The sequence below is a fragment of the Parageobacillus sp. VR-IP genome (assembly GCF_013357975.1).
Classification (GTDB): domain Bacteria; phylum Bacillota; class Bacilli; order Bacillales; family Anoxybacillaceae; genus Saccharococcus; species Saccharococcus caldoxylosilyticus.
Genome location: NZ_JABVYQ010000002.1, coordinates 273,408 through 293,867 on the forward strand (window position 1 = coordinate 273,408; position 20,460 = coordinate 293,867).

Sequence of the window (20,460 nt, forward strand, 5' to 3'; positions counted from 1 at the left end):
TTATTCTCTATTTTACTATTTCCATGCAAGAAAATCTGCTATTATTCTCTATTTTACTATTTCTTTACTATTTCATTGAACACGGCGTTATAAATATTTTACTGAACACGGTCGTATAAAGGCTGAAAGTTCAATCCTGATTCGGATGCGTAATAGTCTAATATTCCGAGATAAATAGCTTTCGCTGCTTCTCCCTGCCAGTATGAAGAGCCTAACTTTTTGGCATCTTCTTTACGATCAATAAAACCTAACTCCACTAAAACCGCAGGCATATTATTTTCCCGAAGAACGTGCAAATCTCCTTTTTTCACTCCACGGTCCGCTGCATTCCACGCTTCGACTAACCGTTTTTGGATACATTGAGCGAGCTTTTTGCTTTTTTCTACATATGGATTTGTCGCTGCCGCGCTATAATAGTACGTTTCCGTGCCCGTTCCGCCGCCTGAATTCGTATGGATGCTGACAAATATATCTCCATTCATCTTTTTCGCAAAATCAACCCTGCCGCTTAACGGAACAAATACATCTTTTTCGCGTGTTAAAGCAATATTAAATCCTGTACCTTCAAATAATGACTTTACTTTTAAAGCGACGCTGAGATTAATATCCTTTTCTTTTAATCCATTTGCCACTGCTCCAGGGTCATGGTCACCATGTCCGGGATCGATGATAATAGTTTGCGTTTTTACATATTGCAACAGCCGGTCCGTTGGATTAGATGTACTCATTCCACTAAGGTAAGCAGTATGTACAAAACCTTCTATTCCCGAAGCGCGAACATATGCCCAATTACCGATAATATGTAAGATCTCTACTTTTTCTCCTTTTTTCAATACAGACAAAGTGTCAAAGTTGGTGGATGGTCCTTGACGGACATTCAAAGTTGACGCATTTACCGTTGCTTGTTGAATAGCTGTGAATTGATAATCGACCCGGAATTTTGGATTAATGGCTCTTGCAATAAACACCGCAAAATCGGCACGTATAATCGGTTGATCTTCACCAAAAGTCCCATCTGCAAGCCCTTGGGCAATCCCTTTCGCCATTAGTTGCTGGATCGCTGTCGATATCGTGTTTCCGCCAAACGAATAAGCGCGGTTGATAAGCAGCGCCATTTCTCCCCGCGTAACAAACTGATCAGGACGAAAAGTACCATCTTTGTAACCGCTAATAATGTTTTTTTCAACTGCTTCTTGTATGTATCCCGAAGCAAAATTTCCTTTTCCTACATCTTTAAATTTCGTTGCTCTCTGCGTTCCATCGAAATTAAGCGTTCTTCCGATAATGGCCGCAGCCTCTGCCCTTGTCACATTTTTAGATGGATAAAAATATCCAGATAAACTGCCTTGAACCATTTTCCCTTGCGCTAAATAATAAATTTCTTTTGCAGCACGATGAGTCGTGCCAACATCACGAAAATATGGAGCAGCGCTAGTATGACCAACAGGACTGATGAGTACTGCGGCCAACAACAGACAAAAAGCGACAAATACTCCTTTTCTCATACATCCTTTCTCCCTTTTTTGATATATTTTTCTACTATTCTACCACAAAATTCATGTTTTCTAAATAAAAAATGGTTCCTTTTCCTTATCATAGATTTTGGGTCATATTTCTCACATTTCGTATGGAAGTACTTTTTCATCTTGTAGGGATAACCATCAGCATGTCCTTGTTGGATGGCTTGGTGCGCGAGGTTCTTGCGAAGAGGCATTCGTGGCAGACCACTTGAATCGATTGGCTGTAAAGGGGGAATCTTTCCTTTTGTTTGCTTTTGCAGTTCGCTTTTAGTGTCCAGCAGCCGCATTAGAGAAGAGATGTTCCTTTACTCATCAAAGACATTCATCCAAACACAGGCAGACTTGTGATGCGGGCACACCATCGATCCGAATCCGTTTTGGCCGCAAAACAGGAAAACTTTTCCTTCCCCCGCCTGATAGGATAGCCAGATATAGAACATATGTTCGCTTTTCATAAATAAAAATCTCCCGATTCATCTCCCCTTCCCTTTGATTAGAAGAGGAAGACTTCTCGGGAAAAATATGAAAAAAACCCCCTAAACTGAACTTTTGCACCATTCAAGTCAGCAGGTTCTGGCATACTAGGGAGTTTTTCCTACACCTGCGTGCAGTCATTCACTCTTGTTCCGTTAAATATCATGGACAAACACCGCATTGGCGCTTAGCTCCCTGTCGGCTTGGGTCAAAACCGTTTTCCGCTTCATCCCAATCACTTCAGCCACAGACTTCGTGGCTAATACTTTTGCAAACCGCCAGCTTTTTCTGTCTACTTCAAGGGAGCCTGTTCATGATATGTTCATTCCTTGAGAATTACGATTGCGATGTTAATTTTTCCTTCAGCCGTTCGATATGGTACTTTGCTTCCATTCTACACGTATAGTCAATATCATCCATCCCCAATTGAGCAATAAGACTGTCCAGCGCCTTCATTTCCTGTTCTGTCGGTGGTTCTGTCAATACCTTTTCAATCACTTCGTTTATTTTTGCAGCCAACTCTTCGTGAAAATCTGGGTTAGACTTGATCTCATCATCTATTTTCTTGAACCAAGAAGCATTTTTTTGCGCATAATCCCGCCAGTACGCAATAAAGTCCTCTAAATTATATTTTTTTTCATCCCATTGAATCATCTCCATATATTTCTCAAAGGCGGCCGAAATAGACCTCGTAATGCTTATTTTTATTCCGTTCGGAAGGCTCTTGAACATAATAGTGATATATTACCTCCTAAAGTGATGATTCATTTTCCTAATATTCGATACAACGTTTATTTTCCATTACTGATCCATATTTTGTCTAAATAGTAAAAGGAGCTGGAGCAGATTCTGCCTTGCCAAAATAATAAAGAATGGCCTGCACGATGCGTTTGGAAGCTTGCCCATCTCCGTATGGATTCGAAGCTTTCGCCATTTTTTCATATTCGTTTCGATTATTCAACAGCTCGCGGGCCATGCGGTATATCGTTTCCTCGTTGGTTCCCGCTAATTTCAGCGTTCCCGCTTCGATGCCTTCGGGCCGTTCCGTCGTATCGCGAAGCACTAATACCGGAACCCCCAACGAAGGCGCTTCTTCCTGCACGCCGCCGGAATCCGTCAAAATAAGAAACGCTCTCGCGGCAAGATTATGAAAATCAAATACATCTAAAGGTTCGATTAAATGAATGCGCGGATCATGGCCAAGAATTTCATCGGCTACTTCACGTACCGCCGGATTCAAATGAACGGGATAAACGACTTGCACATCTTCATGCTCTTGAACAATGCGCTTAATCGCGCGGAACATGTTGCGCATGGATTCGCCAAGGTTTTCCCTGCGATGGGCAGTTAATAAAATCATGCGGTCGTTGCCGATTTTCGTTAAAATATCATGCTGATAATCTTCGGTCACTGTCGTTTTTAACGCGTCGATGGCCGTGTTTCCCGTAATAAAAATCGAATCTGGTTTTTTATTCTCACGGATTAAGTTTTCGTACGCTTTTTTCGTTGGCGCAAAATGAAGATCGGCAATCACACCGGTAAGCTGACGGTTCATTTCTTCAGGAAATGGTGAATATTTATTCCACGTGCGCAACCCGGCTTCAACATGCCCGACAGCGATTTGATTGTAAAACGCCGCGAGGCTGGCGACAAACGTCGTTGTCGTATCCCCGTGCACCAGCACTAAATCCGGCTTCACCTTTTTCATCACGTCATCGAGACCTTCTAAAGCACGGACGGTAATATCCGTCAACGTTTGGCGGTCTTTCATAATATTTAAGTCATAATCGGGCTTTATATGGAAAATTTCTAGCACCTGGTCCAGCATTTGCCGATGCTGCGCCGTTACGGTGACAATCGGTTCAATCAGTTCCGAATGTTTTTTCAGCTCCAATACAAGCGGTGCCATTTTAATTGCTTCCGGTCTTGTGCCGAAAATAGCCATTACTTTAATTTTATCTGCCATTACTTTCACCTACAATATGAAATGTTAGATCCGGTGCAAACTTCATTCCCTACATTATCATAACCTTTCTATTTTCTCAACCATTAGCGCATTCGTTCTCCATAAACTTGAATGCTTCCCAATAGAAAAATTGGTTCTTCTTTACTAATTAGATAGCTATGAGGGGGACTTGAGTCGGAGAAAGCAAGTTTTTTGGTAAAATTTAGGGGGTGGGGTTGGTGCGATCGCGACAACTCCTAAGGCCGAAAGCTTTCCATCATGCTCGAAAAATGATTCATATCCATAGCTTAGCATTCTAGATGGCAAACATGCATTGCTATGCGTATATTTAGAAACGAACAACGCTTCGTAAAAAAAGGACAGCTCCGGAAAACCCCAAGCCATCCCTTTTCATTGAATAAAACGTCCATCATTTTTTCCCATTAGTATCGTTTTGCGCCCAAGTAACACGCTTTCCAATAAGAATTATTCAGGCTGCTGATGGTAACGCCAGTGGAAGAGCCGCTATGAATAAATTGTTTATTACCGATATAAATGCCCGCGTGGGACGGACCGGATTGGCTGGTGTTAAAAAAGACAATGTCGCCAACCGAAGGAGAGGAAACCGGCGTACCGACGTTCCAAATCGTCGCTACCGTGCGCGGCAAAGAAATGCCTTGCTTTTTAAACAAATATACAATCAACCCGCTGCAGTCAAAGCCCACCTCCGGCGTTTGGCCGCCCCAAACGTACGGCTTGCCGAGAAGCTCGGACGCATCGGCGACAAGCTCGATGACATCCAGTTTCCGCTGCGGCGCCTGCCCCGTCAATCGCTCATATGTTTCCGCATCGACAACGCCGGTCGCTTTGAGGCCGGCGCTATTCTGGAATCGCTTCACCGCGTCCGCCGTAATCGCCCCGTAATACCCGGTAATTTCCGGATAGGTAAAATAACCGAGCTGTTTCAATTTCACTTGCACCTGTTTGACCTGATCGCCTGCCGAACCGATCGTTAGATAGATGGTCCCTTGCGAAGCAGGCGGATGGGATGGAGCTTGTTTTTTCAGCGCCTCATTGATCTTCGCGATTGTCGCGCCATCAGCCGCGCCGGTCACTGGCAGCTGATATTGTTTTTGAAACTGCCGGACCGCGGTGGCCGTCACCGTTCCGTAATAACCGGTGATCTTTGGATATGTAAAATAGCCGAGCTGTTTTAAGTTTTGCTGCAGTTTGCTTACTTCCGCCCCCCGCGAGCCGATTTTCAGCACATTGGCTTGAGGCGGTTTGACCGATGTGGCAGACAGATGGCGCATGGCGTTTTGAATCAGCTGCAACGTGCGGGCATCGGCCACCCCGGTTGCGGAAAGCCCGTTTGCCTGCTGGAACCGTTTCACCGCGTCTTGGGTGATTACGCCAAAATAGCCGGTAATCTCCGGGTACTTAAAATAACCAAGAAGTTTTAAGTTTTGCTGCAGCACTTTTACCTCGTTTCCACGCGAGCCGATTTTCATGGCCGCATTGACGGCGAGGCTTCCTTTCAATTTCGCATATGTAGCATCATCGACAATGCCGGTCGCCGGCAGGCGGACAGATGCTTGAAACGCTTTAACGGCCTGCTCGGTAATCGGTCCAAAATATCCCGTCGCAGTCGGATATGTGAAAAATCCTTTTTCTTTCAAGAGCTGCTGCAGCTCTTTCACTTGCGGCGAACTCATCCCAACCTTCCATTCTGCTGCTTTCCCGTCATCTGGCATCATAAACAACGCCGAAACGAAAGCGGTCGTTAACACAACATCTCTTGGCCTGATACTCACAGCGATCCCCCTCTTCCTTTCCTGCTTTCATCCCTCGCATCTTTTCTTGAACATTCACAACATCAAACGTCCACGCGCCGATTTCGCTTTACCTCTTTTGCTTTCACGCGGTAAGTAGAATTCGCCATGGTGATCATGTCGAAAAAAAGGAATTGATGTAAAACCAGGCTCCTATATCATACAAAAGAATGACAACCTTCGTAGCTATATTACCTTTTTCGACACGCATAAAGACTAAAAATTGACTATGCATATTATTCATCTATAATTCTTATTTACTAGTATAACGGAAATTCCTTCCTAATAGAAAGAGTTTTTTTAATTTCGGAAGAGCAGCTGTAACACCTACGGGACAAAGCAACGAAACAGGGTGATGCTGACGAAATTATCGCCATGCCATGGAAAATGCGTGCCATCAGGGAAAACATTTGGGGCAGCCCAACTACAGCATTTTGTTGTTTTTTCTCGCCGGACACGTATACAAGTAGGAAATGCGCTTATGATCAAAAATATAAATAGACTGCAAGATTTCATAAATCAGCTTTCTTTCCATCGCCAATAGTTCATTGGTATGAACGCGGAGATATTTTTGCTGCAGCTGGTTCCACTCGTAGAGGGTGATTTCAAACTTTTTCCTTTGCAAATCCAGCTTTACGATAAACATATATAATTGATTGACACATTTAAACACAAAATATAATTGAGCATCACTGGAACATATAATCGTACGGAACAGCGTATCCTCTCCTAAAAAGCGATCACGGTTTTCCTCGCTTTTTAAAAACCGCAGCGAATCGGTAAAATTCGTCGGTGCAATCGTTTTCAACCGAATCGAAAACGGATTTTTCATCTCTTTAATAAATATGCGATACGTTTCCTTTTTCCGTTTCGAGCCTTTCCGTTCACGAACCATTAAATCAGCGAGATAAATATTCACCATCATCCCCCTTTTTTCTAATTATAGTAAATATTTACTCATTTTTACTTATTATACCATGTAACTAGTGAATGAAAAAGTGTCGAACCTTGGGGTAAAGAATGGTTTTGTTCTTTATCGGAACAAATCAGAAAATGGTTATAAACAGAACACAAGTCTCCGCCACGCTTTTCTACCTTTAAGTTATTGATGGATTTTCTGATAGCGTGGTGAATAATGATGGATTTAGGCGAAAGGCTAAAATATTTGCGCAAACAGCAGCACTGGACGCAGGAACAATTAGCGCAATACTTGAATATATCGCGCTCGCAAATTAGCAAATGGGAAAATGGCGACTTGCTTCCCGATGTGCAGTCCCTGCAAAAACTAAGCAACTTGTACAACGTGAGCATCGACTTTTTAATCGGCAGGGATTCTTCCAAAAAGGAGCTGTTGCGCGAGGTAAGACAATGGTACCAAACGGACGATATTGGCGAAAAAACGCTCGATATTATCAATTATTTGAAGCAAAACCCCAACATCGAAGAAGCAATTTATTCGCTGGCACAATCGCCAAACAAAAAACGAAAACATGCTGAAGTAATGATTTCCACCATCATCAAAGAGTTTTCCAACGCCATCAAATAAAGAAGGGCGTTCCCATATCATTTTTTCTGGCCGCGCATTGCTATGTCCGCAGAAAAAAAGCGCTAACATAATCGTGCTAGCGCCATCGTTGGGGACTTTTTGGGGAAAATATATTCTTTTTCTCTTGGGGACAATGATTTGGAAAGGAAAACATGGGGAAATACAGAGGAAATTCAGGCATGCTCGAACCATTCATTCACTTTGCTGGTGCCGATAAAGCGGACAGATTCCGCTACTACCTCAGTGACATAGACACGCTGTCCGTCTTTGTTTTCATAGTTTCGCGTTTGGACCCGTCCCGTCACCGCAATCATCGAGCCTTTTCGGCAATAATTGGCCGTGTTTTCTGCTGTCTTTCGCCAAAGGACGCACGGGACGAAATCAGTATCTACCCTCCCTTCTGCATTGCGGAAATTTCTTGCTACTGCTAACGTAATGTTAGCGACTGCTGCTCCATCGGCGGTATAGCGAAGTTCCGGATCTTTCGTTAACCGGCCGACGAGCACCACTTGATTAATCATGTTTCTCCACATCTCCCCCTTCGTTTCCTTGCATTTTCATCATAAATGACATCGATTCCATCGTAAAATGGCGATTTTTGAATTTTTACATGATATTTATTGGTACAATAATGACTAGCATCTGTACAAAGAAAAGAAACCGGCCAGCAAAATTAAATTTTGGCATGCTTTCATGAAAAATGGCAGTGGTGATATTTTTGTTCATGACACCATTTTATGGACATAACCCATTTCATTTTCCTGTATAAAATAATAAATGGAGGACAGACATACGATCCGTTTTCCTTTTGCGATGGGAATATGCTATAATTTCTACAAGACAATGCTGACGAGGTGGATGGAATGAAAACCTTCAAGCTTGTGGGGCTCTCGGTCGTTCATGACGATTCGGACCCGCAGGATATTCCGTTTATTGATGGCCTCATTATTAATAAAGAAGACGGAAAAAACCGCTGGCTCGTGGAGGCCTATTTAGACCAACAGTATGAACCCATTTTTGCGGATTTGCAGCACAAAGAGGATGAATTTCGTCTGCAAGTGACGATTACCAATCGCAGCAATGATCCGGCCAATATGCTCGTCACTGTTCGTTCCATCACAAGAATGAACAACCATATCAGCGTGCTGATGGAAGGATTCATCGTTCCAAGCAGAACGCACTTGGCGGAAGTCGTACTAGCAGGTCTTGTCAAAAAGGGGCTGCAAGGCGAGGCGTTATTGAAAGAATTTAAACATCAGCTAGACGAACGTCGCGGGATCAAAAGTAAAAATAATGAAGAAACAGTAAAGGGCTAGAAAAACGCTTCTAGCCCTTTTCTTTATTGCACGGAAACGAGCCGGGCGATCAACACATAGCGCTGCTTTGCCTTTCCGAAAAAATGAAATGGATAGCAGGTCGTCACCGTTAACGTTGGGCGCGGTTTTTCGACCAAGACCGTCCGGTCATGTTGATCAACAATGCGCACTTTCGTTACGCGATAAATAAATTGTTTGCTTGCTGTCTTCACCATTAATTCGTCACCAATGCCGATTTGCCCTAACTGCCGAAATACGGTATCGCGATGGCCCGATAGAACCATATTGTGCGGTTCCCCCGGCAGAGCGCTTTTTGGATAGTGGCCGATACCTTTTCGCAGCTGCTGTTCCGTCACCCCATGGTAAATCGGGATCGATACGCTCAGTTTCGGAATAAACAGCGTGCCGATTTGCTCTCCGATCTTCGGCTTTGCCGGCAGCGCCGCCTGCTGTAGCCGGGACGCCTGCCGGAACGCTGGTTTTTTACCTTCCGCTTCTACATTTTGTACGGCATGATACCCCACCCAGTAGCAATAACCGTTCCAAAGCGCCATCCCCAAGCCGGCCACGATACATACAGCTGCAACGTACGTCTTCGCGCGACGAAACACTCGTTTTCACTCCGCCAATTTCTTTTTGCTGCTCCAATAAACGTAAAAGCCAAACAAAGCGAGGAGAACACCGGAAAGCGTACGGGCAAGATACGGAGAAGCGGTATCCGGCATTTTTTCGCCATACATCGTTTCTTTCATTTCACTTGCTAATTCCCCTGCTGCGATCCATCTTTCCCCCGCCCGCACGACATAGCCGGAAGTGAACATTTCTTTCGACAACCGCACATCAGCAAGCAATTCCCCCGCTTGGTTATATAACTTGACCAATAGCTCGCGTCCATCAGGCATGTTTCCCTCTGCTAGCTCGTGGTAAGAGATTTTCTGTCTTTTCCCGTTTTCCCCCAAGTAAAATGCAGCTTTCATTTGCAAAGTAGACAATACGTCTTCCCAAATGGAAAGCAGCTGCCGGCGCTGCGTTTCTGTCAGCTGTGTCACGTCTTCTACTTGCAGAAACGGTTGCAGACGGCGGTCTAGTTCGGCTAATTGCTGTCCTACATGCGGATTTGGCAGCGAGGCAATATGTTCAAACAGGCGTTTTGCTTCGCTTTCAGTAAAACCAATCGCGCCAAGCATATCGTTAATTTGCTGCATCTTTTCATTATGGCGCAAATAAAAACGGACCGCTGTATCCAAATCTTCGATAAACGTATAATCTTGCATCGTTTCCCCAAACTGCCCGAGCAGCGCCTCCAGCTCTTCTTGCGTCAGTTGGTGCTTCTTGAGCAAGCGTTGCATGTTTTCTTCCGTAATCGGCGTGCCAAGCCATTGTTTTAATTCCTCCATGCTTTGAAAATCAGCCACCGTCATCTTGTACTTGTCCAAATAATGTAGCAAATCACTCATCGACCAGCCTATGCTTTCGATGTACTGTTCCAGTTCTTGTTTTTGAATTTGGGCAAATGCGCGCGTCCCATTGGAGGCAATGATAAACAGAGAACAAACAATCATGGCGGACAACCAGCGCTTCAATGCCATTTCCTCCCTTCCATTGCATCGAGTAAGATACATTGGTAGTATTTTCCGAAGGACGGCGTCTTATGTATAAAAAAGAAGCGGAAACGAATCTGTTTTGTTCGTTTCCGCTTCCTATGTATTCTGCTTCTTATTTGACGCTGTTTCCGACGGGTAATTCCTGAAAATACGCCTCATACAGCGCACGCACCGCATTGGTAACGACTTCCTCTTTGACGCCAAACATCATGCTTACTTCCGATGAGCCTTGGTTAATCATCTCTAAGTTAATGTTGGCCTTCGCCAGCGCCGTCGTCGCTTTTGCTGCCATTCCAACGGTGCGCTCCATACCTTCGCCGACCACCATAATAAGCGCAAGCCCATATTCCACATTTACTTCATCGACTTCCAATTCCGTTTGAATGCGGTCTAAAATACGCTTTTCTTTCTCCCCTTCCAGTTGGCTGGCGCGTAAAATCACCGACATATTGTCGATGCCGGAAGGAGTATGTTCGTAGGAGATTCCTTCATCCTCTAAAATCTGCAGCACCCGGCGGCCAAATCCGATTTCCCGGTTCATTAAATATTTGCTAATGTTAATGCTGCAAAATCCCGTATCGCTGGCAATGCCGGCAATCGGCTCTTCCTGATGGTTGCGTTTGGCGACAATCCAAGTGCCTGGGGCCGCAGGATTATTCGTATTTTTGACGCAAACCGGAATTCCCGCGCGGTACACCGGCTCCAGCGCTTCATCATGAAACACGGAAAACCCAGAGTAGGAAAGTTCGCGCATTTCACGATAGGTAATTTCTTTCAACTTGCGCGGATTGGCAATAATCGAAGGGTTGACGCAATAAATCGAATCGACGTCGGTAAAATTTTCATACACATCCGCTTTTACCCCTGCTGCGACAATCGAGCCGCTAATATCGGAGCCGCCGCGCGGAAATGTCACGATATGCCCGTCAAGCGAGTAACCAAAAAACCCTGGGATCACTAACACCCCGCGCCGGTTGCGCAACTGATACAACTTTTCATATGACTCCGGCAAAATTTGCGCATTGCCCGGTTCATCCGTAACGAAAATTCCCGCCTCCCGGGGACTGACATAGCTCGCTTCAAGCCCGGTTTCCTGTAAATACAGCGCCATCAACCGTGCGTTATGATCCTCCCCGCTCGCTTTGATCACATCCATCAAGCGGCATGGCTCATTGCGGTACTCGCTGATTTTCCAACGCAGATCGTCTTGGAGTTCCGCTAAAAACTCCCCTGCTGTCAATTCGAGCTCATTCGCAATTTCCGCATACCGTTTTACGATCTCGTCAAGCACCTCATCGTACGCTTTCCCGTCGATCACCGCCTGTGCCAGCTGAATAAGCATATCGGTCACTTTCACATCATCTTTAAACCGTTTCCCCGGTGCCGATACGATCACAATGCGGCGCTCAACATCGGAGCTGACAATATCCGCCACTTTGCGAAACTGTGTGGCGCTTGCGACAGAACTTCCACCGAACTTTGCTACTTTCATGTCCATAACCCTTTCTGTTCGAAAATCTCCTTATATTCGTTTATCATACCACACTTTTTTATGGGAGGTGTCATTATTTTTCCGGAATTCTGACAAAAAAATTACTCCGCTTCCTTTTGCGCAACATTTCCGGCCCGGACATTGGCAATACCTTCTTTACACACACCGTACGGAAGCCAGGAGCATTTGGCGCATAAGTAATCTAAATCGTCAGGACGCACCTTTTGTGCAGTGAGCCTCACTAGTTCCGATTTTAAGTAAACCCCGTTTTCTTCAATGCCTAAATGGCGGATTACTTTTTGGTCCATGGAGGTCACATGTTTATTGGAATTCGGATCGGCTTGGCACGTCGTTTCTCCATGGTGCGGACATGCCATGCACGCATCATCCAGAGCAGCGACGACTTGAATCGGAAAATCTTGCTCTTCATCGCGAATTTTCGTCACGACTTCCCACATCTTTTCCACAAACGATGGGCTATATCCCATTCCGCGAAATCCGTGCACACATAATAAATGATGTCCCCGTAAGCGCAGCGGCTTCATCGCTTCTCTCCTCCCCTTTTTCCATAATTCCATCTTACTTGAAGAAGCGCCGTCCTACAACATGGACATTGACGGACGTGAAGAAGACATGGCATCCTTGAAATATACAAATAAACAACATAGAAAGGAATTAACCGCCATGACGAAAGAAGAAGCGGCTCATATCTTATCGGTTTTGCTTCATGAACTAACGAAACATTGGACGAAAGAAAAAATTCATTCTGATGTGCTCGAAACGATTATGAAATTGCGAATTCAGTCTGCGGACGAACAGGAATATATACATGGACTGCTGATGAACGTCACCTTCGCAACGGAATCGGCGCACGCACTGCAACAAATATTCGGTGCGATGCTCGAGAAACAATCGTTTTTTTCCCCGAAAACGGTGGAAAACATGTTCAACGAAGCGCAAGCAAACATCCGCGATCATCTATTGGAACTCACAGGCCGCTATCGTGAACATTTCAAACAAATTGTGGACCGGACGGAACGCAAAGAGCAGCTCGAACGTTCTTACAGCGCGCTTCTGATTGTCAATCGCATCCAAACAGATTTTTTATTTCAGTTTATCCAAGAGCATAACCAAGAAGTGGCGCGACAATTTTTCAAAGCCAATCCGAGCGATGTGCTGGAAGCGTTCCATCATTTAAGCAGCGTATATGCTAGCCGCTGGCTGGAAGGACTCGAACTGCATTACTAGATGCATAATTTCCATTTTTATAGAATTTTAAATAACTCAAAATTTTATTTTGACAAAATTGTCATATAATGCTAACCTAATCACTGGGAGGAATTTTTCACTTTTCCCAGTAATGTATACGCTTTTTTGTAAGCGTATATAAAAAAGATACAAAGGGGGAAACTTGGATGATTTACGCTCAACCTGGGCAGCCTGGTTCACTTGTCACTTTCAAAAAACGCTATGAAAATTTCATTGGCGGCAAATGGGTCCCGCCAGTTGACGGAGAGTATTTTGAAAATATTTCTCCTGTGACGGGGCAAGCTTACTGCGAAGTACCACGCTCCAAAGCCGCTGATATCGAGCTTGCGTTGGATGCTGCTCATGCTGCGAAAGATGCATGGGGCCGTACTTCCCCTGCCGAGCGCGCACGAATCCTCAATAAAATTGCCGACCGCATGGAAGAAAACTTGGAAATGCTCGCAGTCGCGGAAACGTGGGAAAACGGCAAGCCGATTCGTGAAACGTTGAATGCAGACATCCCGCTTGCCATCGATCATTTCCGTTATTTTGCCGGCTGCATCCGTGCGGAAGAAGGCACTTTAGCAGAAATCGACCATAATACAGTTGCCTATCACTTTAAAGAGCCGCTCGGCGTTGTCGGACAAATCATTCCATGGAACTTCCCGCTTTTAATGGCAGCATGGAAACTGGCGCCGGCGTTAGCCGCTGGAAACTGCGTTGTCTTAAAACCTGCCGAACAAACACCAACTTCGATCCTCGTACTGATGGAACTCATTCAAGACTTACTTCCTCCAGGTGTCGTCAACATCGTCAACGGATTTGGTTTAGAAGCCGGAAAACCGCTTGCCTCCAACCCTCGCGTCGCTAAAGTGGCATTCACCGGCGAAACAACAACGGGACGACTCATCATGCAATACGCATCGCAAAACATTATTCCAGTAACATTGGAGCTTGGCGGAAAATCGCCAAACATTTTCTTTGAAGACGTAGCGGAAAAAGATGATGAATTTTTCGATAAAGCAATTGAAGGCTTTACGCTTTTCGCTTTAAACCAAGGAGAAGTATGTACATGCCCTTCCCGCGCTCTCATTCAAGAATCGATTTACGACAAATTTATGGAACGCGCGTTAGAGCGTGTGAAACAAATTAAACAAGGCAATCCGCTCGATACGGAAACGATGATTGGAGCGCAAGCATCTTCGGAGCAATTGGAAAAAATCCTTTCCTACATTGACATTGGCAAACAGGAAGGGGCTGAACTGCTCATCGGCGGCGAACGCAACTACTTAGAAGGCGACTTAAGAAATGGCTATTACGTCAAACCGACGGTTTTCAAAGGCCATAATAAAATGCGCATTTTCCAAGAAGAAATTTTCGGGCCGGTCGTCGCTGTCACCACATTTAAAGATAAGGACGAAGCTCTTGCGATTGCCAATGACACATTGTATGGCTTAGGCGCCGGTGTCTGGACGCGCGACATTAATACGGCCTACCGCTTCGGACGCGGCATCCAGGCAGGACGCGTCTGGACGAACTGCTACCACATCTATCCTGCACACGCCGCATTCGGCGGCTACAAAATGTCCGGATTCGGCCGCGAAACACATAAAATGATGCTCGAACATTATCAACAAACGAAAAACTTGCTCGTCAGCTACTCTCCGAAAAAACTAGGACTGTTCTAATCATGCAGGCAGCGCACCATCCGCGCTGCCTTTTCTGCCTATCCATATTCCTGCAGGGAGGGATCTGTTATGAATGAGGAGCCAAAAGTAATTGCGACAGACGCCGCTTTAGAGCTGATTGAAAAACTAAAAGCAAAGTACGGGCCGCTTATGTTTCACCAATCTGGCGGCTGCTGCGACGGCAGTTCGCCGATGTGCTACCCTCTCGGGGAGCTGATCGTCGGCGATTCCGACGTGCTGCTTGGCGAAATCGGCGGCTGCCCGTTTTACATTTCCAAGGCGCAATACGAATATTGGAAGCACACCCAGCTTATTATCGACGTCGTACCTGGGCGCGGCGGCATGTTTTCGCTTGAAGGGCCGGAAGGCGTCCGCTTTCTCACCCGCTCGCGGGTGTTTGGCAGCGGATCTTGATGGTTGGCGCCCCCTTCCCTAAAGAATCGTCATGCTCTTCGGCTTCCGTGGCCGCACAGCCACCCAATGCACGGACTCTTTCAGCGGTGCGGTGCGGCCCTCCGTCACTCATCAGCTTGGCAGAGACTTGCCTCCGACAGCCGAAAAATTTGGTGATCCAACTCCCCTATTGCCGGTCAAACGATTCAGTGGAGCGTATCCCGCCCGCATTTCCTCGTTCCGCTGCAATAAAAAAACCGCCGCAGAGAGCTAGCTCTGCGGCAGTTTTTCGTTTTTCGCCGTTTCCTGCAATTGACGGCGGTCAGACAGTTTGATTTTCTTCAGCCCAAATACAAGCACTGTTCCGCCAATGACAAAAATAAGTCCAAATAGGAAAACGGATTGAAGCGAATCCACAAGCGACTGTTTTAAAATCGGCACAAACGTTTCCCGCATTTGCGGCGGTATTTTCGCCAGCGCTTCCGGGCTGAGCAAAACGGAATAAAGCCCTTGCGGATCATCATGAATCATATGAGCAAACCGGTCCACCATTCCTTTTGCTTGTGGAGGAAGCGACCGAAGCATTGGCATGAGGCGGTCATCGAGCAGCTGGCTCGACCGATGGTTCATAATCGCCCCTAACACCGTTATGCCGAACGTTCCGCCGACCGCACGGAAAAACTGGCTTGAAGAGGTGACGACGCCAAGCTCCGACTTTGGAAAACTTTCTTGCAAAGCCAGCGTTAAAATCGGCATCACTAACCCCATTCCAAGCCCTAAAACAATCATATACAACGTGGCGGTGAACTTGGACGTATCCACGCCCATGGTGCTTAATAAACCGAACCCTGCCGCCAACACAGCCATGCCAATGAACAGCTGTGATTTTACACCAATTTTATAAACGGTACGGCCACCAACGATGCTTCCGATAATCATCGTAATCATCATCGGTGTCATAATCGTGCCGGACTGGGTTGCACTTACTCCGACAACCCCTTGCATAAAAAACGGAACGAACATAATCGCACCAAACATGCCGACACTCATTAAAAAGCCAATTCCATTTAACACGATAAACGTGCGGTGTTTAAACAAATGCATCGGCAAAATCGGTTCTTCCGCTTTCCTCTCTACGAATACAAACAGCGTTAAAAAGACGAGCGCCGCCGCAAACAAGGCAATGATTTGCCATGATGTCCATTCATACTTATCCCCGCCAAACGTTAACGCTAAAAGCAAGCTAACCACGCCAACAACCATCGTGAACATCCCGGCAAGATCAAACTTCACCGGACCTTCCGCTTTATATTTGCTCAATCCCATCGCAATAAAAATCGTTGCCAAAATCCCGACAGGAAGATTAATATAAAATACCCAGCGCCAATTCAAATGGTCGACGATAAATCCCCCGATTTGCGGGCCTATGACAGAGGCAAGACCATATAATCCACCAAAAACCCCTTGCCATTTCGCGCGCTCTTTTCCGGTAAACACATCTCCGATGACAACCATGGCCATCGGCATCATAATTCCCCCGCCGATTCCTTGCAGTCCTCGGCAAATGATGAGCTCTGTCATGTCATTTGCCATGCCGCAAAGGGCAGAGCCAACCATAAAAATGACGAGTCCTGTCACATAAATGACTCGCCTGCCTAATAAATCCGCAAGCTTGCCGGCAATCGGCACCACCGTTGTCGATGTCAACATATACGCGGTCGTCAGCCATGTCATTAAACTTAATCCGCCAAGCTCCCCAACGATGCGCGGCATCGCCGTTCCGACGATCGTACCGTCTAACGCGCCAAACAGCATGGCAATGATTAAACCAGTAATTAATATATTGCGGTGCCGAATGGTGCTAGCTGGCATTTCTAATGCTTTTTCCATTTACTTCTCTCCCATCTATTATTCGTTTTCCGATATTGTTCAATATCCTTTCTTAATGCGGCCAAATCATCCGCAAGCAGCGGAAGATGCCGGTTCTCGATATATAATAAAATCCCTTGCACGACATATTCCCTCGGCGCAGACTCTTCATTCATTAATTCTGCTTCTAACGTATCCAGCGCAGCATGAAGCTCGTGCTGTATCTTTTTATCGAGCGAAAGCGATAAAATCTTTTTTTGCATATGGGCAATGCGGGCGCTAATCTTTTCTTGCAATACGCACCGCTCTTTTTCTTCCATTCCGATCAGCGGCTCTACCATTTCTTTGTTTAAAATCGGCGCTTCTTCATGGGAAAAGCTCGCAATGATCGCATCCAAACGCCGCACGAGAAAACGCGCCACTTCTTCGGCATGCAGCTTGCTTGGCCGCAAAAAGAAGCAAAACATATATTGGCGGATCATGCCGTTTAGCATCGTCGCCACGTCAAACACGTACCGCTCTACCTCTGTTCCGTATACTTCGATGAGGCGGTCGCAATACCATGAAAAGATATAAGCACGCTGCTTCAATAAATAAAGGTGAATATCACTGCTGATTTTTGGGATTTGTTCAGCCATCATCATTTGCAGAAATTCTTTATGCTCATGCATATTCGCAAAATGCGCAGCGATTTGCTGAATAAACCGCTCTTTTTCCGAACCGCCATCCTGTGGAATGACGGTGAAACTTTCCATCATTTTTTCAAAATGGTGCTGAATGATGGCAAGCATCAAATCTTCTTTGGACGAAAAGTGATGATAAAATGCTCCTTTCGAAATGCCCCAGGCATCGACAATATCTTGAATCGATGTAGAATAATACCCTTTTTCCGCAAATAATTTCATAGCTGTTTCAATAAACTGGACTTTCCGTTCATCGGCCATTCTTTTTCATCTCCTAGATAGAGGAAATTTCACGAGCAGAAGGGCATGCATTTTGTAGCATATGCTTATATACAGATAGCTGCGAGCGCGGTTTGACGAGCTCAACATGCACCCCATGTTTTCGCAACGCTTCCACTACACGTTCAAAGCGAATGGGTTTGTTACATTTGTCCATTGAAAGGCACCTCGATTCCTATGCCGCAAATTTGACCGAATGGTCACCGACATCACAGACACCATTATAAGCACCTTTTTATTTTTTATCAACAATTATGTTCACAAAAAATGACCATATCGTCATTTTTTTGTTGACTTAATAGTCAAAAAAATAATAAAAATCGTCCATTTGCTTTTTTGTCTTCCTTCTTTGCTGCTGCCTTCCCTGCCGATCCTTTCGACGATGAGGCAGGCTTCACCGCGGATGATGGTTTCACCAATCAAAGCTGCTCATTGATGAAGCCCACGATTCCTCATAGCTGAATAGAAAGCGTTTTTTCACTGCCTATCAAACTGCCATTTTTTTGAATGTATCCACTTTCATTTCTTTTCCGTTATGTTGCCGCCCTGCCTTACAAGGCGTTGGAGCTGGCTTTTCACGTTGCCATTACAAATACCACCGTGATAACAAATCACAGATTCTATATCTAAGTCCAAAAATTTTTCCAATGAACGAAGCGCTGTATTCATATCTAGCGTGGTTCGCTGAACCGGTCCGTGCAAAGAGCCATTTAAACATATCATCGCATCCCCGGCAACAAGGATTTTACTTTGTTTTAAATACAGACTAATATGTCCTGGAGTATGCCCAGGCGTAAAAATAACACGAATCCCCCCGCAATAAGGAAGCTCTTGGCCGTCATCCACTGTCTTGTCAACTTTCACTTTCGGAGGATTCTGATATAAAATCCGCATTTCTTCCGGAAGAGACACCCATTCTTCTTTACTTATGCGGTTGGGGTCTGTTTTGATCAGAGGCAAAGCCCCTTCAATGTATGGTTTGTCAAGCTCGTGCGCATACACTTCAATGCGGTTAGTGAATTCTTTTAATATTTCAGGAAGACTCCCTATGTGATCCAAATCCTGATGCGTCAGAATTACTGCTTTCAATTTATCAAAGGAGACGCCGGCCTCACTCATGGCGGCACGTATTTGTTCCAATTGCCCAGGCATGCCGGCATCAATCAAAACGGCGGTTTCATCGTCCCAAACCAGCGTAGGATTTAAAACAAAACCTTGAACTTTTAATTCAAGCATTGCTACTCCATTCGAAATCTTCATTGAATCCTCTCCCTTAATAAATAAATTAATATTAGTTTTGATGCTAAACATTTCGTAATATATTATTTACCATAGCTCTAAACAAAATGTCAATAAATAAAAATTTTATAATATCATAAAAAAATATATTTGTCAATAAATATAGCATGATTTCATTGCTCTTATATGGTTCTATCGTTGGATAAAACAAGCAATCTGCTACTAACACCTTCCTGTACCGATTGTTAAAATCTCACAATCCTTATGCGCCATATTACCATTAACAAGCCAATGGATGCGGTGCCATCAGAAGAATGGTTTTTCGCCTCATTATAATAAAAAACGACCGTTTTCGCTGCATCCTGTTCCGCAACGAACGGTCGCATTTCGCTTCCGATTATTCATCAAGCGCTTGTTTCGCTAACGCAAGTGCACCGCAAACTCCAGCGTTATCCCCTAATCCAGGCAGGACGATATACTCATCCATTTTCTGTAAAACCGCCTCGTGTTGTACGTATCCATTGAGAAACTCCATTACACGATGACGAATGTTGGGCAACAGCTGTTCTTGTTTCATAACGCCACCGCCGATAATCACTTTTTCCGGCGATAAAATTAAGATGTAGTTAGCAATCGCCTGCGCCAAATAAAACGCTTCTAACTCCCATACTTCTTTGCGATCAGCCAGCTCCGCGCCCTTTTTGCCCCAGCGCTTTTCAATCGCCGGCCCGGACGCCATTCCTTCCAGACAATCGCCATGGTACGGGCAAACGCCGGCAAATGTGTCTTGCGGATGACGGCGAACGAGAATATGCCCCATTTCCGGATGCATCAGGCCATGGAGCAGATTGCCTTCGACAATCGCCCCGACACCGATTCCCGTTCCAACGGTAATATAAATGCAGCTTTGCAGCCCTTTCGCGGCACCCCAGCGCCGTTCCCCGAGCGCGGCCGCATTGACATCGGTATCAAAGCCAATCGGCACGGAAAAATGCCGTTTCATTTCGCCGACAAAGTTGAAATTCACCCATTTTTGTTTCGGCGTGCTCGTAATATAGCCGTACGTCGCACTATCGCGACGCAAATCAACCGGACCAAACGAGCCGATGCCGATCGCTTCTAACGGGTATGGGCGGAAAAACTCAACGACACGGCGCATCGTTTCTTCCGGCGTCGTCGTTGGAAACGTCACCCTCTCCTTAATATTTCCATCATGATCGCCGATGGCGCAGACAAATTTTGTGCCGCCTGCTTCAATCGCTCCAAGATACACGCACTTCTCCCCGCTTTCTCCTCTATGATTTCCGCTTTCATTGTACCATAAAACGGTAA

20 protein-coding genes are annotated in these 20,460 nt (G+C 45.4%); 5 read left to right on the forward strand and 15 right to left on the reverse strand.

The annotated features are described in order from the left end of the window. Positions 1-98 precede the first annotated feature (98 nt). The 6 genes from HT574_RS06840 to HT574_RS06865 all read right to left on the reverse strand — a co-directional run bounded on the left by HT574_RS06840 (position 99) and on the right by HT574_RS06865 (position 6,696). On the reverse strand, positions 99-1,505 hold the full coding sequence (locus tag HT574_RS06840; protein ID WP_175243987.1) for an N-acetylmuramoyl-L-alanine amidase: 1,407 nt from the start codon (positions 1,503-1,505) through the stop codon (positions 99-101). A 320-nt stretch (positions 1,506-1,825) separates the two neighbouring features. Next, on the reverse strand, positions 1,826-1,975 hold the full coding sequence (locus HT574_RS06845; RefSeq protein WP_175243988.1) for a hypothetical protein: 150 nt from the start codon (positions 1,973-1,975) through the stop codon (positions 1,826-1,828). Positions 1,976-2,330: 355 nt separating this feature from the next. Continuing rightward, a complete protein-coding gene (locus HT574_RS06850; protein ID WP_254698608.1) occupies positions 2,331-2,654 on the reverse strand; it encodes a hypothetical protein in 324 nt (107 codons plus the stop codon). 160 nt (positions 2,655-2,814) lie between these two features. After that, complete coding sequence (wecB, locus tag HT574_RS06855) at positions 2,815-3,960, reverse strand: non-hydrolyzing UDP-N-acetylglucosamine 2-epimerase (protein WP_175243990.1); 1,146 nt, start codon at positions 3,958-3,960, stop codon at positions 2,815-2,817. Positions 3,961-4,382: 422 nt separating this feature from the next. Beyond that, positions 4,383-5,696, reverse strand: coding sequence for a C40 family peptidase (locus HT574_RS06860; protein WP_217499459.1), 1,314 nt, complete (start codon positions 5,694-5,696; stop codon positions 4,383-4,385). Positions 5,697-6,195: 499 nt separating this feature from the next. Continuing rightward, positions 6,196-6,696 (reverse strand): hypothetical protein, encoded by a 501-nt coding sequence (locus HT574_RS06865; RefSeq protein WP_175243992.1) that lies wholly within the window; start codon positions 6,694-6,696, stop codon positions 6,196-6,198. Positions 6,697-6,906: 210 nt separating this feature from the next. Between HT574_RS06865 and HT574_RS06870 the strand changes: the two genes are divergently transcribed. Further along, complete coding sequence (locus tag HT574_RS06870) at positions 6,907-7,317, forward strand: helix-turn-helix domain-containing protein (protein WP_175243993.1); 411 nt, start codon at positions 6,907-6,909, stop codon at positions 7,315-7,317. Between the two features lie 173 nt (positions 7,318-7,490). On the opposite strand, the gene ssb is transcribed toward HT574_RS06870, so the two are convergent. Beyond that, positions 7,491-7,838, reverse strand: coding sequence for a single-stranded DNA-binding protein (gene ssb, locus HT574_RS06875; protein WP_017436452.1), 348 nt, complete (start codon positions 7,836-7,838; stop codon positions 7,491-7,493). Between the two features lie 342 nt (positions 7,839-8,180). Between ssb and HT574_RS06880 the strand changes: the two genes are divergently transcribed. Beyond that, positions 8,181-8,633 carry a YwpF-like family protein gene (locus tag HT574_RS06880; protein WP_017436454.1) on the forward strand — a complete coding sequence of 151 codons (453 nt, stop codon included), beginning with the start codon at positions 8,181-8,183 and terminating at the stop codon, positions 8,631-8,633. 23 nt (positions 8,634-8,656) lie between these two features. Here the strand turns inward: HT574_RS06880 and HT574_RS06885 are convergent, their stop codons facing one another. The 4 genes from HT574_RS06885 to HT574_RS06900 form a co-directional block, all read right to left on the reverse strand. Continuing rightward, positions 8,657-9,187, reverse strand: a complete 531-nt coding sequence (locus HT574_RS06885; RefSeq protein WP_254698620.1) for a class D sortase — start codon at positions 9,185-9,187, stop codon at positions 8,657-8,659. A 63-nt stretch (positions 9,188-9,250) separates the two neighbouring features. Next, on the reverse strand, positions 9,251-10,216 hold the full coding sequence (locus HT574_RS06890) for a processed acidic surface protein (protein WP_375154089.1): 966 nt from the start codon (positions 10,214-10,216) through the stop codon (positions 9,251-9,253). Positions 10,217-10,349: 133 nt separating this feature from the next. Then, positions 10,350-11,729 (reverse strand): aspartate kinase, encoded by a 1,380-nt coding sequence (locus HT574_RS06895; protein WP_175243996.1) that lies wholly within the window; start codon positions 11,727-11,729, stop codon positions 10,350-10,352. A gap of 101 nt (positions 11,730-11,830) precedes the next feature. Beyond that, a complete protein-coding gene (locus HT574_RS06900) occupies positions 11,831-12,274 on the reverse strand; it encodes a DUF1284 domain-containing protein (protein ID WP_061579133.1) in 444 nt (147 codons plus the stop codon). An 88-nt stretch (positions 12,275-12,362) separates the two neighbouring features. Here HT574_RS06900 and HT574_RS06905 point away from each other — a divergent pair, with 88 nt between their 5' ends. The 3 genes from HT574_RS06905 (at position 12,363) to HT574_RS06915 (ending at position 15,079) form a co-directional block, all read left to right on the forward strand. Further along, positions 12,363-12,977: a hypothetical protein gene (locus tag HT574_RS06905; RefSeq protein WP_175243997.1), complete on the forward strand. Its 615-nt coding sequence runs from the start codon at positions 12,363-12,365 to the stop codon at positions 12,975-12,977. A 167-nt stretch (positions 12,978-13,144) separates the two neighbouring features. Next, positions 13,145-14,665 (forward strand): aldehyde dehydrogenase, encoded by a 1,521-nt coding sequence (adh, locus tag HT574_RS06910; protein WP_175243998.1) that lies wholly within the window; start codon positions 13,145-13,147, stop codon positions 14,663-14,665. 69 nt (positions 14,666-14,734) lie between these two features. Then, the gene (locus HT574_RS06915; protein WP_175243999.1) at positions 14,735-15,079 is read left to right on the forward strand and encodes a DUF779 domain-containing protein; all 345 of its coding nucleotides are present in this window, start codon (positions 14,735-14,737) and stop codon (positions 15,077-15,079) included. 249 nt (positions 15,080-15,328) lie between these two features. On the opposite strand, the gene HT574_RS06920 is transcribed toward HT574_RS06915, so the two are convergent. The 4 genes from HT574_RS06920 to HT574_RS06935 form a co-directional block, all read right to left on the reverse strand. After that, the gene (locus tag HT574_RS06920) at positions 15,329-16,948 is read right to left on the reverse strand and encodes an MDR family MFS transporter (protein WP_175244000.1); all 1,620 of its coding nucleotides are present in this window, start codon (positions 16,946-16,948) and stop codon (positions 15,329-15,331) included. After that, on the reverse strand, positions 16,933-17,871 hold the full coding sequence (locus HT574_RS06925) for a TetR/AcrR family transcriptional regulator (protein WP_175244001.1): 939 nt from the start codon (positions 17,869-17,871) through the stop codon (positions 16,933-16,935). Before HT574_RS06925 ends, HT574_RS06920 begins: the two co-directional genes overlap by 16 nt. 537 nt (positions 17,872-18,408) lie before the next feature. Continuing rightward, positions 18,409-19,149: an MBL fold metallo-hydrolase gene (locus tag HT574_RS06930; protein WP_175244002.1), complete on the reverse strand. Its 741-nt coding sequence runs from the start codon at positions 19,147-19,149 to the stop codon at positions 18,409-18,411. Between the two features lie 376 nt (positions 19,150-19,525). Continuing rightward, positions 19,526-20,401: an ROK family protein gene (locus HT574_RS06935; protein ID WP_175244204.1), complete on the reverse strand. Its 876-nt coding sequence runs from the start codon at positions 20,399-20,401 to the stop codon at positions 19,526-19,528. Positions 20,402-20,460: the final 59 nt, after the last annotated feature.